The 15,783-nt window shown below is 36.1% G+C and carries 18 protein-coding genes and 1 pseudogene; 11 read left to right on the top strand and 8 right to left on the bottom strand.

Annotated elements, in window-relative coordinates; genetic code table 11:
- Positions 1–50: 50 nt before the first annotated feature.
- Both FS486_RS14065 and FS486_RS14060 read right to left on the bottom strand, forming a co-directional pair.
- Positions 51–1,358 (bottom strand): MFS transporter, encoded by a 1,308-nt coding sequence (locus FS486_RS14065; RefSeq protein ID WP_144512189.1) that lies wholly within the window; start codon positions 1,356–1,358, stop codon positions 51–53.
- Between the two features lie 198 nt (positions 1,359–1,556).
- Positions 1,557–1,799 carry a hypothetical protein gene (locus tag FS486_RS14060; RefSeq protein ID WP_144512188.1) on the bottom strand — a complete coding sequence of 81 codons (243 nt, stop codon included), beginning with the start codon at positions 1,797–1,799 and terminating at the stop codon, positions 1,557–1,559.
- 115 nt (positions 1,800–1,914) lie between these two features.
- Here FS486_RS14060 and FS486_RS14055 point away from each other — a divergent pair, with 115 nt between their 5' ends.
- Positions 1,915–2,769: a DUF2268 domain-containing putative Zn-dependent protease gene (locus FS486_RS14055; protein WP_144512187.1), complete on the top strand. Its 855-nt coding sequence runs from the start codon at positions 1,915–1,917 to the stop codon at positions 2,767–2,769.
- Here the strand turns inward: FS486_RS14055 and FS486_RS14050 are convergent.
- Positions 2,750–3,457, bottom strand: coding sequence for a class I SAM-dependent methyltransferase (locus FS486_RS14050; protein ID WP_144512186.1), 708 nt, complete (start codon positions 3,455–3,457; stop codon positions 2,750–2,752). The genes FS486_RS14055 and FS486_RS14050 overlap by 20 nt on opposite strands.
- 201 nt (positions 3,458–3,658) lie before the next feature.
- Between FS486_RS14050 and FS486_RS14045 the strand changes: the two genes are divergently transcribed.
- From FS486_RS14045 to FS486_RS14015, 7 genes and pseudogenes are all read left to right on the top strand, one after another.
- Positions 3,659–4,207 carry a GNAT family N-acetyltransferase gene (locus FS486_RS14045; protein ID WP_260858119.1) on the top strand — a complete coding sequence of 183 codons (549 nt, stop codon included), beginning with the start codon at positions 3,659–3,661 and terminating at the stop codon, positions 4,205–4,207.
- Positions 4,204–4,614, top strand: coding sequence for a GNAT family N-acetyltransferase (locus FS486_RS14040; protein ID WP_144512184.1), 411 nt, complete (start codon positions 4,204–4,206; stop codon positions 4,612–4,614). The genes FS486_RS14045 and FS486_RS14040 overlap by 4 nt, the downstream gene beginning before the upstream one ends.
- A 413-nt stretch (positions 4,615–5,027) precedes the next feature.
- A pseudogene (locus FS486_RS14035) lies at positions 5,028–5,507 on the top strand (NUDIX hydrolase).
- A 62-nt stretch (positions 5,508–5,569) separates the two neighbouring features.
- Entirely contained in the window at positions 5,570–6,061 is a 492-nt protein-coding gene (locus tag FS486_RS14030) for a GNAT family N-acetyltransferase (protein WP_144512183.1), read from the top strand.
- Between the two features lie 102 nt (positions 6,062–6,163).
- A complete protein-coding gene (locus FS486_RS14025) occupies positions 6,164–7,183 on the top strand; it encodes a DUF2268 domain-containing putative Zn-dependent protease (RefSeq protein ID WP_186321458.1) in 1,020 nt (339 codons plus the stop codon).
- 361 nt (positions 7,184–7,544) lie between these two features.
- The gene (locus tag FS486_RS14020) at positions 7,545–8,111 is read left to right on the top strand and encodes an RNA polymerase sigma factor (protein ID WP_144512181.1); all 567 of its coding nucleotides are present in this window, start codon (positions 7,545–7,547) and stop codon (positions 8,109–8,111) included.
- Positions 8,089–9,705, top strand: coding sequence for a DUF4179 domain-containing protein (locus FS486_RS14015; RefSeq protein ID WP_144512180.1), 1,617 nt, complete (start codon positions 8,089–8,091; stop codon positions 9,703–9,705). The genes FS486_RS14020 and FS486_RS14015 overlap by 23 nt, the downstream gene beginning before the upstream one ends.
- A gap of 164 nt (positions 9,706–9,869) precedes the next feature.
- On the opposite strand, the gene FS486_RS14010 is transcribed toward FS486_RS14015, so the two are convergent.
- Complete coding sequence (locus FS486_RS14010; protein WP_144512179.1) at positions 9,870–10,844, bottom strand: papain-like cysteine protease family protein; 975 nt, start codon at positions 10,842–10,844, stop codon at positions 9,870–9,872.
- Between the two features lie 101 nt (positions 10,845–10,945).
- Positions 10,946–11,833 (bottom strand): LysR family transcriptional regulator, encoded by an 888-nt coding sequence (locus tag FS486_RS14005; RefSeq protein ID WP_144512178.1) that lies wholly within the window; start codon positions 11,831–11,833, stop codon positions 10,946–10,948.
- A 130-nt stretch (positions 11,834–11,963) separates the two neighbouring features.
- Between FS486_RS14005 and FS486_RS14000 the strand changes: the two genes are divergently transcribed.
- Together FS486_RS14000 and FS486_RS13995 are read left to right on the top strand one after the other, a co-directional pair.
- On the top strand, positions 11,964–12,941 hold the full coding sequence (locus tag FS486_RS14000) for a DMT family transporter (RefSeq protein WP_144512177.1): 978 nt from the start codon (positions 11,964–11,966) through the stop codon (positions 12,939–12,941).
- A gap of 57 nt (positions 12,942–12,998) precedes the next feature.
- Positions 12,999–13,880: a DMT family transporter gene (locus tag FS486_RS13995; RefSeq protein ID WP_144512176.1), complete on the top strand. Its 882-nt coding sequence runs from the start codon at positions 12,999–13,001 to the stop codon at positions 13,878–13,880.
- Between the two features lie 89 nt (positions 13,881–13,969).
- On the opposite strand, the gene FS486_RS13990 is transcribed toward FS486_RS13995, so the two are convergent.
- Complete coding sequence (locus FS486_RS13990) at positions 13,970–14,449, bottom strand: GyrI-like domain-containing protein (RefSeq protein WP_144512175.1); 480 nt, start codon at positions 14,447–14,449, stop codon at positions 13,970–13,972.
- 184 nt (positions 14,450–14,633) lie between these two features.
- Here FS486_RS13990 and FS486_RS13985 point away from each other — a divergent pair, with 184 nt between their 5' ends.
- Positions 14,634–14,960 (top strand): DUF378 domain-containing protein, encoded by a 327-nt coding sequence (locus FS486_RS13985; protein ID WP_144512174.1) that lies wholly within the window; start codon positions 14,634–14,636, stop codon positions 14,958–14,960.
- A 58-nt stretch (positions 14,961–15,018) separates the two neighbouring features.
- Here the strand turns inward: FS486_RS13985 and FS486_RS13980 are convergent, their stop codons facing one another.
- Positions 15,019–15,402: a VOC family protein gene (locus tag FS486_RS13980; RefSeq protein WP_144512173.1), complete on the bottom strand. Its 384-nt coding sequence runs from the start codon at positions 15,400–15,402 to the stop codon at positions 15,019–15,021.
- 58 nt (positions 15,403–15,460) lie between these two features.
- Positions 15,461–15,739: an ArsR/SmtB family transcription factor gene (locus FS486_RS13975; protein WP_144512275.1), complete on the bottom strand. Its 279-nt coding sequence runs from the start codon at positions 15,737–15,739 to the stop codon at positions 15,461–15,463.
- Positions 15,740–15,783: the final 44 nt, after the last annotated feature.

Here is a 15,783-nt window from a genome sequence, read left to right as displayed (position 1 = left end):
TAACAGGTTATCACATAGTTTCGTGTTAACCTGTTACCCATTTTATAAATTCAAGCATTTTTTTGTTTGCTACGAGACCAAACAACTACTGGAATAAGCAATAGGGAAAGAATTCCCCCAATAAGTGATAGTGTTGTATAACTAGAATGAGCGAGCACCATGCCAGATAGCGCTCCACCAGAAGCTCCAACTAAAGCGATCAAAACATCCACAGATCCCTGTGTTTTTGCACGAGTAGATGGGTTGGTAGCGTCTACGATTAGTGTCGTACCACTAATCAAACCAAAATTCCAACCAACTCCCAGCAACGTAAGTGCAATGATTAGAATTGGCATCGAATCGACGGGAGCAAAAGCAGCTAGAAAACCAGCGAGAAGTAGAGTTGCACCGGCAGCGATTGCCATTGCAGTGCGCCCAATCTTATCGACGAGTATGCCGGTTACAAGAGATGGCAAATACATCCCGCCAATATGGAAACCAATCACCAATCCTACCTCTCTTAAACTATGTCCGTGATGCCCCATATGTATTGGTGTCATTGTCATAATTGCAACCATGACAATTTGTGTTAAGACCATAACTGTAGCCCCAACGACGATTAACGGTTTGTTGTTTTCTTCTAAATTAACACTCGTATCTATATGTTTCCTATTGTTTGCTTCTTTTACTTCAGCAATCGCTTTCGCTACAGTAAAAGGATCTGGGCGAAGTAAAATAAGAAGTACTAAACCAGCAAGTATGAAAGCTGCTGCAGAAAGAATAAACGGGCCTGCTAATGTAGGAACACCTATTGTTGCTGCGAATTTCCCCATGACTTCTACTAAATTCGGTCCTGCCACAGCTCCAAAAGTGGTGGAAACCATTGCAATACTGATAGCGGTTGCACGTTGTGTCGGCATAGCTAGATCCGTACCTGCATATCTCGCTTGTAAATTCGTGGCAGTACCAGCACCATAGATTAATAAAGAAGCGAAAAGAAGAAAGATATTATTCGTAGTAGCGGATATGATTACACCTATAGCACCAATCCCGCCAGTCAAGAATCCTGTTGCTAGTCCAAAACGACGTCCGAAACGCTGGGATAGCCGTCCCACTAACAGCGCAGCCACAGCAGATCCTAAAGTGATCAAGGCAACTGGAATTCCTGCAAAACTGTCAGTACCTAACATGTCCTGAGCTAAAAGTGCACCCACGGTTACTCCCGCAGCAAGTCCTGCACCCCCGAATATTTGTGAAAGGACAACAATGATCAATGTTCGTCTGTATAGCAGTCTTTGTTTTTCTGGCGAGTCAATATAAGCTTGTATCCAAGAAGGATGACTTTCTACAGCTGTTGACTCGGAATCTTTAAACGACATTATGTAGTTCTCCTTTCTAAGTAATTGATTTTATGTATGCTGAAATTTCATTATACATATTATTCTAAACTTGATTCTAGCATATTTATATAAGTATAGGACTTGATAATTTAAAAGTAGGAACGAAGAAAAAGGGAATGGATAACGTGAATGGCCAATTCCCTTCTCTATTTATAAATTATTATGGATAAATTTATTTTACCAAAAAAATGCGGAAGCCAAGATAATACCAGCAATAGCTCCAATAGCTATACCGTATCCAAAGTCCTCTCCTCCAAAAAATCCTAGACCATATCCACCAAAGTCACGATCAGGTCTAATCCAAACTGTTCTTCTATTGATTCTAGTAATTTCTCCTGTATGAACACTACCATCTCGACAAGTAATTCTTACACGTTGTCCTTGGTATCTGCAACAAAGGCCGTATATATCACCTTGCATGTTTATCCCCCTTTCAAAATTTTTACATACAAGTATGTCCTATTAACATATGCTATTGATAATGTTACGTAATAGACAATCGTCTAGCGAATAATTATAAAAAAGGATGAGATGCTTGCCGGTAATTCAAACTCAGAATTGGCTAAATAAATTTGTTAAACTATGTGAAGAAAAGTCAGGAAGAGAAGCCAATTACAAGCAATCTGAAATAATTTGTGAACCTCTGATGAAGTTTTTCCCGCAAGTAAATGTAGAAGTGGTGCATTATGAACTTTTAAGGAATGGGTTATTTCAGGCGAATGAATGGCGGAGTATAAATAAGATTGTCAAACGTTTGGAAGAACAGGACGTATGGCAAATTGTAAAACAAGAATATAAACTATTAAGAAAAATGTGGAGTGGTCCAAAGGTTTCTATCTATATTTTCCCGATAAAAAATGCGAATGCGAAACCGAAAAAGGGATTACCCCCAAAAAATGGTGTAGCTTACAAAGGTGCTATATTTCTATTTCTAACTGCTGGTCTTCCTTTAGAAGAAATAAAGGCATTACTTGCGCATGAGTATAATCATGTCTGTCGACTAGCTCATTTAAATCTTTCTCCAGATAAAATTCCGTTAAGGGATTCGTTGATTATTGAAGGACTTGGAGAGTACGCTGTCAAAGAATTGTACGGGGAAAAATGGTTGGCACCATGGGTAGATCTCTATCCTTTAGAAGAATCTATGGAAATATGGAAAAAGTACTTTTTACCTTCATTAGATGTTAAAGGTGTTAAACATCATCAGCCTTTTCTTTATGGTCAGGGTAGTGGAAGGCTCCCAAAATGGATTGGTTATCATATAGGCTATCAAATCGTTCACACTTTTCAAGAAAAACATGGACCATTTAAAAATGGTGAATTATATACTAAATCCTGTAACGAAATAATAAAAGGTTCTAACTATCCAATTAACCAAGGCGACATTTGAATACTCGATAACTGATGTATGGATTGCTTTGATGAATGAATTCATTATGTTGTTCCCATAGATCAAAGTAATCCTCATTTATATGTTCAGATGGATTGTAATCATCAATATCACTAGGCGTGAGTTCTGACGGGGTATTTATTATATCGATTTTCTCAAATCCAGCTTGTAGTAGCCTTACTTTCCACTCCTCGGCAGTTAAGATTTCACGAATACCATATAGTCTACATGCCTTTTTTTGTAATTCTTCTGAAATGTATTGATTGGCTGTCATTTCAATTATAATCATACTTCCCTCATTTTTTAACACTCTAGCAAGCTCAGTCAACGCTTTGGTAATGTCCGTAAAAATAAGAACAGATTCTGAAATGACTAAGTCGACGGAATCATCCGCTAGTTCTAGGTTTTGTACGTCCCCCTTCATCACACTTACATCGCATTGAAAACTTTTCATTCGTTCTTTTGCTTTTTCTACCATGACAGGATGATTGTCGACTGCGATTACCTGACAATCAAATCTTTTTGCTAAGAAAGCGGCTGTCTGTCCAGTTCCACAGCCAATATCTAGAACAGATTCAGTAGGTAGAATAGGTAGATTTTCAAATAGAGATTTGGTTAAAGTGAATCCTCCTGGATGTGCACCGCCAATTCCAAAATAAGCTAGTAAATCTAAGTAAGTATGAGACACTGTATTTCCCCTCCTCTTTGTACTATTCATATAGTATGCTTGTCATTTGCTTCACAATTGGATATTCCTATTAACAAACGCTAATTCGATGCTTGTTTTATTATTGGAATATTAAAGGAAAAACTACTGGTTTTGGAGAATAGATTAGGTATAGGATGAAAGTTTAAGAGGATGTGAAATTTTAAAATGGAAAGTAACTTAATGAATAACCAAGTTTTTTTACGCGAGATGGAAGAAAAGGATTGGATAGATGTTCATGAGTATGCTTCGAAGGAAATAGTCTGTCAATACCAACCATGGGGTCCAAATAATGAGCAGGAATCAAAGGACTTCGTGAAACAAGTTATGAAAGATACAAAAAGTACAGAACGAACGAGATTTGTATATTCTATCGTTGATAAGGAATCGGGAAAAATGATTGGGGCGGGGGAATTTAATATCCGAGATAGTCAAAATAGGAGCGGCGAGATTGGATATATTATCAATCCTAGCTTTTGGGGAAAAGGAATAGCTACAGAAGTGGCTGGGCAATTGATCAAATTCGGGTTCACCCAGCTCAAGCTCCATCGTATTTTTGCTACATGCGATCCTAGAAATATTGCCTCATCTAAGGTTTTAGAAAAAATCGGGATGATAAAGGAAGGAAGAATGAGAGAAGATTTACTGCTAAAAGATGGTTGGAGAGATTCTTTTTTGTACAGTATTTTAGAAGAAGAATGGCAAAAGGTACTTAATAGGGGGTTAATATGAAAGATCAAAAAGCAAGAATCGATTTTCGAGCATATACAGAGAATGATTTTGAAGGCATTCACCAATTAAACATCCAAGAAGAGTGGAAAAATCTAGTTGTTAAAAAGGAAGATACAAAAAGTGCCTGGGATAATTCGAATATTGCATTCGTGGCTTATGACGGTGACAATTTAGTTGGCTACATTAGAGGGATAACTGACGGACATATTAGCCTCTTTGTTTGTGAATTAGTTATAGCCCAGCCCTACCGGGGTTTTGGCGTTGGAACAGACTTATTAACATTTGTACATAAACAGTTTCCAAAGACACGGATGGAGCTATTGGCCAATAGTTCGTCTTCTTCCTATTATGAAAATCAAAAATTTAGGAGCTTTTATGGCTTTCGAAAAACCTTTGAAGAATGGTGAATGCTTTCTCTTTGGATCAGTATTGTAATTTGGACCAGTTTAGTGAAAGGCGTGAATCACAAAAGTGAAAGAACGACTTAAGAAAAAGGATGGATTTTTTAAGAGCATGTGGAGAGAAATCCGTGATTCAGTTATAGCAGAAGTGATTTGGAATATCATCATTTTCTTTCCAAGAATGATAGTCCGAATGTGGAGATTCTTTGATTAATAAAAAAGAGAGTGGTTTTATAATGAATAATTGGTTGTATACTTTATATTTTGTCATATTGGGTATTATTTCTTTTATAACGGGCGAAGTTGTTACTTTTATCATGTTAGGACTTATTTTAATTAGTCTAACAAATATACATTCTACGTTAAAGGAACTATTGAAAGCTAAAAGGTAAAAGTGCAGATTAAAGGAGATTTAAGTGATGGGATACATAGAAGATTTAAGAAGGATAGTTGGTCATAGACCTTTAATATTCGTCGGTTCTGTTACGATTATTATGGATGAAATAGGAAGGCTATTACTATAACAACGAAAGTTTCCCAAAGGATCATGGGGACTTACGGGAGGACTAATGGAATTAGGAGAATCCACTGAAGACGTTGCCAGAAGGGAAATATTAGAAGAGACTGGCTTAAAGGTTGGTGAATTGAATCTAATCAATGTTTACTCGGGACCACAGCATTATGTTAAGGCAGAAAATGGGGACGAATTTTACGTTGTTACAGTTGCTTATTACACAGAGGGGTTCGAGGGAGAGTTAGTCGTAGATACATCGGAGTCGATTATGTTTGATTTTTTTTATCCTGATGAATTACCAGAGAATATTGTTAAAAGTCATCGAGTTATTTTGGATGAATTCCTGTCCAAGCATTATTCATATGAAGGACAAGTAAGTCGTTGATGCTTGTTTCATAAACGCGAAAAAGTTGTGTACTCTCAAATATCCATAAAGGGGAACCCAAATTGACAATCTTACTTCAAGCAGCTATAAAAACTGAAGCACCAATACTCCGGAACTTATATTCCCTATATCTTCATGACCTTTCTAAGTTCACTACAAATATAGACATTGGCCCAAATGGTTTTTTCCATTATGATGATTTGGACTCGTTTTGGGAAACAGAAGGAATTTCTCCTTATTTCATAAAAAGCGGTAATGACATTATAGGTTTTCTTTTACTTTTAGAACGACCATTTTTAAAAAAAGAAAACGATTTTAGTATAAATGATATGTTCATATTGAATAAGTACAAAGGTAAAGGATTAGGACGTAAAGTATTGGAAACATTATTTGAGGAAAAGCGTGGAACCTATTATGTAATTGAGCTTGTGGAAAATTTGCCGGCAGTGTCATTTTGGAAAAAGGTATATGCACAACTCCATATTGAATTTGAAGAAAAACGTGAATTGATTGATGACGAGCCATGTTTAATACAGACATTTACGATATCGTAGCTTTAAAATGAATCAACTATAGAGCTTAGTTAACTATTGCAGTGATGGATAAAATTTAACTAAAACTTTTTCTGCATCTTAAAAAAGGACATGGAGGAATTAATGAGAGGTTTGATAAACTTTTCAACTTTGTTGTTAATGGTTATTTTTATATCTGGATGTACAGAAGTTAAAGAACAAAACAAAGAAATACAGGAAGAGGAACATGAAAAAGTGGATGATGACAATACTCCAATTGAAACTACTTACCATTTTTCATATAAAGGACAGGAATTTGAGATTATATCATTTTTTGATGAAGTGTTGGAATACGCAAGGATAATTAGCGAGAAACCTGAACTTGATAAAAAAGCTATCTATACAGAGCATGTTTTAGAACCATTTAAAGATAAATCCTCTCTTCACTATTTAGAGTTAGGAGTAACGGAGAATGACCCTCTTAGACCAACTTCTCAAGTGGAACAACTGGAAAAAAACACAAATGAGCTACTTAAAAAACAAGAGCAAATCAATCAATGGATTGAAGAAGCAATATTAGAATCAGCTGAGCTATTATCATCGGGTTCAAATACATCAATTTATCTATTTCCAGTTAATCCTGAAAACTCGTTTACGAGATATAATCTGAATGGAGTGGGCGGTTTTGCTTATTTTGGTGATAACGTTTTACTTATGATTGACCCGACTGCTTCAAAAGAAGTTATTAAATATACCATGGCTCACGAATATCACCATACAGTCAATATGACCTTAAACGGCGAACAAAGTGTAAATAGCGTATTAGATTTCATACTTACTGAAGGGAAAGCGGATTCTTTTGCTACTATTCTCTATCCTGAGATAAATCCACCGTGGATACAACCTCTACCAGAGGATATAACAGCTAGAGTTTTAGAAGAATTACGTATAAATGGTAATTCTACTGATTATAAAATTTACAATCGATTTGTTTATGGTTATCCAGCTAAAGATATTCCAAGATGGTCGAATTACAAAATAGGTTATCAAATCAATGAAAGCTTCATTGAAAACAACCCAGATAGTTCAATATTGGAATGGACAAAAACGAATGCAGATGAAATAGTCAGTAAAAGTAAATATAAAGATAAAATATTTCAATAAAAATCCGAAGGCAAATCATTGATATGATAATTCTCAACATATGGATTAAAACTATCGAGGCTTTAGCAAAAAAACAGACAACAAAAATACGAGAGTTTGGATATATTCTCCAGGCTCTTTTTTATTTGCTTTATCATGCCATTTAGAATGCAAAGTTTCTCAGTCTCAACTTATCTGCGGTTTCCCTTTTCAAGTAAACAAAAACAAGAGTTTGAAAATGGATTATAGGTTTTTGTCTAATGGTAAAAGTAATACAGCAACTATTGTTTTTAAAATGAAATTAATTCATTAGTAAACTCGTTATGATAGATGAGTGAGAAAAACGAGACATGCGCATGATCGTTTTGGCAAGGAGGTCAACATGGAAGAAGAGCAGCTATGGATACGAGAGGTGCTATCAGGTAATAAGCAAGCATATGCACACATTATTAACAAATATAAAAATCAGTTATATGCGACGATTTTACGTATGACAAAAAATCCCCAGAATGCACAGGACTTAGTGCAAGAGGCATTTATCAAAGTATACCAACAACTGGATAAATATGATCAAAAAGGTTCATTTGCTGGTTGGGTATATAAAGTGGCGATTAATCATTGTATGGATGAGTTTCGAAAGAAAAGCTATAAGATGAAGCATGTGGAAATTAACGAAGAAAAAGTTGTAAACACTAATTATCCTGAAATCATTTTTTTGAAAAAGGAGAAAAGCAGACAGGTAGAGCGGCTTATATCAACTTTACCAGAGGATGAAAGGATGATTATTCTTTTGCGCTATATAAATGAATTAAGCTATAACGAAATAAGTGAGCTGGTTGAAGTTCCATTATCAGATGTTCGAAACAAACTGCATCGAGCAAAGAAAAAAATGAGAGATACGATAAAACGAGAAGGAGGCTATTTTAATGAACTGTCCGAAGGCAGATAAACTTTCTCAATACGTGGATATCCTGTTAACAGAACAGGAGCGCGATGAAATCCTAGCTCATATAAAAAGCTGTGAGGACTGTAGTCGAATAGTCGAGGTTTTCCAAGAGGAACAACGATTTCTAAAAGAAACATTACAAACGCCAACATTGCCAGATGATTTTGCCTCCATTGTGTTGGAGCAGTTGGAACCTTATAAACAAAAGGCGGTTCGTCGAAAGAGAAAACCTTGGAAGCGTTTGATGGTTATAGCTGCAGGCATTGTGTTAGCGATTGGTTTAACTACAACGTTAAGTCCTAGTTTTGCAGATTGGATAGGTGGATTTTTTAGCTCAGACCAAGCAGATGAAGGCTTAAGAATGGCGATGGATGCTGGTTTAGTGGAAAGGGTCAATCAAGAAGTCACAGATCAAGGTGTTACATTTAAAGTGGAAGACGTCATTGTCGATTCCTCTCGAGTTGCATTGTCCTACCAAGTATTAGATAAGAATGGAAAACCGCAAGACACATACCTCAATCCTATTGAAACAAAGAATGTAATTACGGTGTTTGATCAAAATGGAAAAGAACTACCTGGCATTAGTGGCGGCTGGTGGGAGGGAAGCGATTATGGATATACCGAGGTTTCATTACGGGGGCAAGAGGGATTAGAGAATATAATGATTAAATTTGATTTAGTCAAGCTAAATGGAGTAAGTGGTAGCTGGAAACTAGAAGTTCCTGTTGATTTAAAAGAAATGAATAAGCTTACAAAGACTATTCCATTAAATGACCAAGAAACAAGTAATCATGGTGTAGCGATTAATATGGAAAAGGTTCAATTTTCTCCTTCTTCTAGTGAACTATTGTATGAAACCTCATTTACGAAAGAAGAATATGCGAAGGTTGCGAATGATGTACAAAAGCTTAAAGAGAAGTTTGGAGAGGAAATTATTAATGATATTGGTAAATACGGAACAGCCATTCAATACCATATAGAAAATGAAGAGAAAAAAACTCTCTATTATCATAATAACTACTTGGCAGATGAGAAGGACCCAAATAATCTAGGGATGCTACAAAGTTCCGGAGAAGATACAGAACAACTGGGTAAAGTGGCATGGAACGATTCATTTATCCCACAACAAGAGGAAAGTAAGCTGAACTTTGTGTTAGACGGGGTAATTAAAACAGTCCCATCTGATTTCTCCATTACATTTAAACCTAAAGAAGTGAAAAAACATCCTATTTCATTTGCATATGAAGGCAACTATATAACAATTAAGACAGCGAAAAAACAGAGCGAGTTTTCGTTGCGAAAATCACTACTTCCGATAGAAAAAGAAACATTTATTAAAATTGAAATGGAAGGTGGAAGAGAAGAACTTGCCCCAGAGCTCGGTTGGTGGGTATTAGAAGATGATAAAGGGAAAGTGTATAAAGCTTATGGTAGTGATTCTATTCTTAATGAAAAAGATAAAAACAATCGCTACAAAACAACAATTGATCTCACTTCACATGAATTAGAAGAAGTCCCAGATGAATTAACTCTTCATTTAGTTTCGGTCACACGTTATGAGAAAGTCAAAGACAAATGGACGGTTCCCTTATATTAATTTAATTAGGTTCGTATCAAGCGATTTACAGAGTGTATATTGCGATTCGGAAGTAATACTTTGCGATTCAGAAGCAACACCAAGCGATTCACTCCAAAGATATAAAAAATAAAAATAGCCTTCATCTACAGCTATGTCGTAGATGAAGGCTATTTAATTTAAATTTATTTAGTATAATCTACAACAATGTATGGTTGTAATTGGAATGGTTTTGGCGCAATATTGCGGTCGTTCCATTGTCCAAACCAGCGTTCAAGTGGAAAGAAAAAGTACCCATCTTGCCACTGATCAGAAGTATCATACGGGTCTGCAAAGATTAGCATATCATCACCGATTGCTGGTGTACCATTATTATCATAACCAATAATAGCTTGCCAATGCCCGTCCCAATCTGACCATTCCACCATTACTGGTCGGTTATTAGATAAGTGGTCAGTTAACCACTTTACAAAAAAGCTGTCTTTGGCATCACTTACCCATGCCTCTGTAGTATCGGAGTTTTCAGAAGCGTATAAGCTATTCCAAGTAAATGTAGCAGGGAGATTACCTACATTATTTTCTGTAGCTCCATCTGTACTTTTAATTAAATCAGCAGCTGCTACATTTTCACGATAGCTCGTATCTACAACTTTAAATCCTTCTAAATTTGAAAAGAAGTCATAGAGTTGGCTTACATCCGAACCATATTCAGGGAAGTTATTGGCAGAGCCGGGCTTCGCTCCTGGTGTATCCAGGTCTGTCATTGCTTTCATTTGTTCAGCAATACCCATCTCTGTTAAATCGGTCACTCCGAAATGATTTGCTACCATTAGTGAAGTTGCTGGGCCACAAGACCATTCTGTTGTTTGTTGGAACGTTTCAAAGTTTTCTATAATAAGTAACTGGTCGTCCGATTTTGCATGATAAAAATCAGGTGCTTTGTAGTAACGAGATTCTGCATTGTCACCAGCAAATGCATAGGCATCCGCACCACCCGCTTCATCGTAATCTTTACCAGTAATTGTCGTTGGTTTAACTGGCTGACTAGCATTTGTGTTTGTTTCTTTATCAGCTTTTGCTTCTTTTCCATCTGAATTTGATGAACATGCAGATAATATTAGCATTGTAGCTGCTAAAACTGCTGTAAGGGTTCTGTTCATTTATCCCCATCCTTTTCATTTTTTTTCACACAAGAATTGATTATATAGAAAGTTAAGTTCAATTCAATAGTTAAAAGGACTTAAAAAGAATAATTTACTGATTAATTGCTAATAAAAGATAATGGCTCGGTTGCTTCATCTTTTGTCTGATCAATAGTCTCGATGAATTTTTCAATGGTGGATGTTAAATATGCGTTGGATCGTCTAATGAAAACAGTTTGGATTTTACTGTATTTTTCAGGTAATGTATGGCAATGAATAAGCCCTCTTTTTTCGAGATGTGAAACGGCAGACTTTGGAACAAACGTAATTCCTAATCCAACAACGACACTACTTAATATAGTTTCTAATGTCCCGAATTCCATTATTTTTTGAGGTGTAATTTTTTGATCTTTATACCATTTTTCTAATCTTGCGCGATATCCACAGCCTTTACTGAAACATAAGAATGGTTCGTTAACAAGGTTTTCTAAGGAAGTTGCTCTCTTATCTGATATTAAGACAAGCTCTTCTTGAAATACTTTGTGAGAAACGAGGTCCGGATGCACATCGGTTTCTGTCACAAAGGCTCCATCTAAACGATGATTTAGCACGTCTTCTTGCAATTGATCCGTAACCCCTGTTAATAAAGACAAATCCACATTTTTATACTTTTTCGTATATGCCGATAGTATTTTTGGTAATTTAATAACGGTTTCCACCGAACCTATTTCCAATTTACCAGAAGGATCCTTTCCACTTTGTACTACTTTTTTCATTTCATTTGTTAGTGTTAATATTTTCTCGCAATATACTAGTAGTTTCTTTCCTTCGGGTGTTAAACTCATTCCGCGATTATGTCGATTAAATAACGGTGTGTTCAGTTCAGTTTCAAGTTTATGGATTCTTGACGTAATATTCGATTGTACATAGCTTAATGCTTTTGCCGCTTCTGTAATCGTTCCTTTTTGTGCGACCATTTGGAAAATCTCCAAGTCTTTAAATTCCATGCTGTTGTCCCCTTTTTTTTTATGATATCACTAAAAATGATACCAAACATCATTAATATTCATTTTACATGATGACTGAGTATGTCGTTTAATAGATAAGGCATGAATAACTGAAGGAGTTTGATGAAGTTTGAAAGGGAACGTATTATTAGGGGCTATTTTATGTCTTGTAGCGAGTGTTTCGTGGGGAGCCATGTTTCCCGTTGCACATGATGCTTTTCAACATATAGATCCATTTTATTTTACTATTTTCCGTTATGGTACGGTGACCGTTATTTTAGTAATAGTTCTATTGTGGAAAGAAGGAAAACAAGCATTTCAATTGGAAGGCAAGGGTTTATCTTTATGGTTTTTCGGAACAATGGCTTTCACTGTCTATAACTTGCTTATATTCTGGGGAGAGGATTTACTTGGGGGACCTGGAGTGATGGTCGCATCCATCATGGAGTCTTTAATGCCAATGATTTCTATTGTAATTGTGTGGATGTTATATAGACGGAAACCCTATACATTCACATTGGTATGTGTTTTAATCGCTTTTATCGGTGCTGCTTTAGTTATTACGAAAGGTAACTTTGGAGCCTTTTTATCCGCAACTGATAATATGGTACCTTCTTTACTTATTTTAATTGCAGTTATTGGATGGGTTGTTTATACAATGGGTGGTAGTCAATTTAGAGGATGGTCTGCGCTACGTTATTCCACCTTGAGCTGTCTTCTTGGAACAATTTCTGCAGCTGTTATTGTTTGTATACTTACTATGGCCAATTATGTTCGTGTACCAACAGTAGAAACCATTACAATAGTAAGCCCGCATTTATTATTTATGATTATTTTTCCTGGGATTATAGCACTTGTTGGATGGAATATTGGCGTCAGTATTTTAACTCCATTAAATGGATTGTTGTTTATAAATTTTGTTCCAGTGACGACACTAGTTATTTCACTTATTCAAGGAAACGAAGTAAATTATTTTGAGCTTTTTGGAATTACATTTATTATCTTCTCTTTAATAGCGAATAATATATTTCTGCGTAAGCAACAGAAGAATATTCCTGTTCCGGTAAATAAAATAAAAGCGTCTGCTTCTATGAAAGAAATTTTATAGAAGCTAGACGCTTTTTTGCGCTATACTAGGAATATTGATATAAGGTTGGTGGTTGATATGCAAAGATACATAGGGGAAATATTGCTTGTAGTAACAGCGATTATATGGGGAAGCGGGTTTGTAGCCAGTGCAGTAGCATTGGATTATTACTCACCCTATCAAATCTTGGCGGGAAGATTTTTAATCGGGGCAATTATTCTAAGTGCTGTATTTTATAAGAAATGGACTAAGGTGAATAAAAGCACACTTGTTAAAGGTGCGATATTAGGGATTTTTCTATACCTGGCTTTCGCTCTTCAAACGGTGGGACTGCAATATACTACACCTTCGAAAAATGCATTTTTAACCGCAGTAAATGTGGTCATAGTTCCTTTTATCGGATTTTTCCTCTATAAAAGAAAAATGGATATGTACGAATTAAGCGGAGCAATTTTAGCCATTGTTGGCGTAGCGGTATTATCGTTAAAATTATCTTCTGAGATCAATATAGGGGATTTGCTTACACTTGGCTGTGCTGTTGGATTTGCATTTCATATATTTTATACAGCGAAATTTGTCAAAGAAGAGGATCCCGTTGCGTTAACTATAATTCAAATGATTGTTGCGGCCATTATCAGTTGGATTGTCGTCTTAACGAGAGGTGAAGCTTCATTTTCATTGGAAACAGAAGGAATGATGAACCTTCTTTACCTTGGAGTCTTTTCTACTACAATTGCCTATTTGATGCAGACGGTTGCACAGAAATACATAACTGAAACAAAGGCTGCAATCATTCTTTCAACAGAATCATTCTGGGGAATGGCGTTTTCTGTAGTGATTTTAAGTGAAGTGATGACATATAAAATGATTTTAGGGGCAATTCTTATCCTAATTGCAATTATCGTGTCTGAAACGAAATTTAGTTTTTTGAAAAAGAATAAAATAAAATCGATTACATAAAAGCGTTTCTACGTTAAGTAGAGACGCTTTTATAATTCAAGGATAGTTGTAAACAAATTGGGCATTTTATCTAATGAAACTGTGGGTGTTTATTCGATTGCAACCCAAATTTCATTATATGTATTTGGAACTTGGGGATTAGTCTCGATATAAACTTCAAACGGCTTTAATTCACTCGGTTCATGTCCTGTGGAAGGGAACCATTCGGAGTAAATTCGTTCCCATACATTTGCTAAGGCAGATGGGAAGGAGCCATGCACTTCAAATACGACCCATTTGGAAGAGGGATACTCAATTTTTTTAAATTCAGCTGGAACATCCCCGCTGTATTCCACTGCTACATAATAATCCATTTTATCCTGCTCTTTATTTACCTCGGCCCAAATACCAAGAATTCCGTCTATCTCTCCGTTTTTTAAGTCAGCTAACTGATTGACGGTACCATTTTCATGTATAGTATTCCAAAAGCTTTGAAAAGCTTGTATGCCTCCATCTTCTACAGTGTAAGGAAACTCATTATTAATTCCTATTACTTGAAACGCTTCTCGTTCAACGATACGATACTCCATTTATGTTGCTCCTCTCATTTAAAATAATTCTCCCCGTAGCATGTTTCAACAAGTTAATTATATTCTACCTTTATAAAGGACTTCAATTTTTATACTTAGGATCGTTTTTTATTTTCTGTATGAAAGGTTGATTTTAGCGAAAGATAAGAAAGCATTTTAATGAATAGTTGAGGAGGTGTTATTTATGAGAACAATTCATCGAATTGCTTTAGTACTCGTAATCATCGGTGCCATTAACTGGGGGCTTATTGGCTTTTTCAGATATGATTTAATATCGTCTATATTTGGAGGAGAAGCTACGGCCATATCAAGGGTTATTTATGCACTTGTCGGACTAAGTGGACTAATCTGTTTACCACTATTATTTGAACCCGCAAGAGATGATGTGGAGGTAGAAGATAGAAGTGCCCGTGGCTACGGGAATGTCAATTACGGTACTGAGTTTGGTGAGGAAACAGACTTTACGGACATCAAGGATTACTCGGAGAGAGAGTCTAGAGAAAAGAAATAATTTAAGTAAAAACTGGCGACCTTTTATAGGCCCGCCAGTTTTTATGTTGACAATGAAGTTACTCCTGTAAGATCTGAATAAGGTTTCCGCATGTATCGTCAAAGACGGCTATTTCCATTTCACCCATTTTGGATGGTTTCATAGTAAACTTCACGCCTTTTTCCATTAATCGTTTGTACTCTGCGTGAATATCTGCAACCCCAAACATTGTTACGGGGATGCCTTCAGCAAATAACTTCTCTTGATATTCTTTTGCGGCTGGATGGTTATTCGGTTCAAGTATAAGTTCAGTACCGTTTTGGACATCGGGAGAAACAAGGGCAATCCACCTAAATTCTCCAACGGGAACATCATGCTTTTTTACAAAACCCAACGTTTCCGAATAAAACGCCAGTGCCTTATCTTGGTCTTCTACGAATATGCTGGTAGCAATTATTTTCATACAATTTTTCCTCCTTTGAATGGTAGTGACAATTCATTATTAACAAGCTGGCTACAAATTACTCTATCCATCCTTCCAGTAAATTTTTTAGCGGTTCGTTGTTGAATTTAATTACTCGATATTTTCCCATTCGTTTTGAGTTTACAAGCCCTGCTTCTTCAAGTACAGAAAGATGTTTAGCTATCGCCTGTCGTGAAATGGAAAGGTTATGATTTGTAATAAGACGTATCGTCAGTTCATACAACGTCTGCTCTTTACGTTCAGAAAGTTCGTCCAACATTCGTCGCCGAGTCGAGTCACCAAGTGCATTGAATATAGCGTCTTTGTCATAATTCATATGTCGAGTATAAACAACTCTGAAGTTGCATGTCAATTATAAGC

The sequence above is a fragment of the Bacillus sp. FJAT-22090 genome, from assembly GCF_007676755.1.
Classification (GTDB): domain Bacteria; phylum Bacillota; class Bacilli; order Bacillales_A; family Planococcaceae; genus Psychrobacillus.
The sequence above is the reverse complement of the archived record's forward strand: the minus strand, read 5'-3'. Positions and strand labels throughout refer to the sequence as shown.

Bases quoted from the DNA above. Each gene is read 5' to 3' on its own strand.
- FS486_RS14015 (WP_144512180.1), top strand. From the start codon at position 8,089: ATGAACTGTCCGAAGGCAGATAAACTTTCTCAATACGTGGATATCCTG.
- FS486_RS14065 (WP_144512189.1), bottom strand. From the start codon at position 1,358: ATGTCGTTTAAAGATTCCGAGTCAACAGCTGTAGAAAGTCATCCTTCT.
- FS486_RS13990 (WP_144512175.1), bottom strand. From the start codon at position 14,449: ATGGAGTATCGTATCGTTGAACGAGAAGCGTTTCAAGTAATAGGAATT.
- FS486_RS14010 (WP_144512179.1), bottom strand. From the start codon at position 10,844: ATGAACAGAACCCTTACAGCAGTTTTAGCAGCTACAATGCTAATATTA.
- FS486_RS14020 (WP_144512181.1), top strand. From the start codon at position 7,545: ATGGAAGAAGAGCAGCTATGGATACGAGAGGTGCTATCAGGTAATAAG.
- FS486_RS14060 (WP_144512188.1), bottom strand. From the start codon at position 1,799: ATGCAAGGTGATATATACGGCCTTTGTTGCAGATACCAAGGACAACGT.
- FS486_RS13975 (WP_144512275.1), bottom strand. From the start codon at position 15,739: ATGAATTATGACAAAGACGCTATATTCAATGCACTTGGTGACTCGACT.
- FS486_RS13985 (WP_144512174.1), top strand. From the start codon at position 14,634: ATGAGAACAATTCATCGAATTGCTTTAGTACTCGTAATCATCGGTGCC.
- FS486_RS13995 (WP_144512176.1), top strand. From the start codon at position 12,999: ATGCAAAGATACATAGGGGAAATATTGCTTGTAGTAACAGCGATTATA.
- FS486_RS14045 (WP_260858119.1), top strand. From the start codon at position 3,659: ATGAATAACCAAGTTTTTTTACGCGAGATGGAAGAAAAGGATTGGATA.
- FS486_RS14005 (WP_144512178.1), bottom strand. From the start codon at position 11,833: ATGGAATTTAAAGACTTGGAGATTTTCCAAATGGTCGCACAAAAAGGA.
- FS486_RS14040 (WP_144512184.1), top strand. From the start codon at position 4,204: ATGAAAGATCAAAAAGCAAGAATCGATTTTCGAGCATATACAGAGAAT.
- FS486_RS13980 (WP_144512173.1), bottom strand. From the start codon at position 15,402: ATGAAAATAATTGCTACCAGCATATTCGTAGAAGACCAAGATAAGGCA.
- FS486_RS14025 (WP_186321458.1), top strand. From the start codon at position 6,164: ATGAGAGGTTTGATAAACTTTTCAACTTTGTTGTTAATGGTTATTTTT.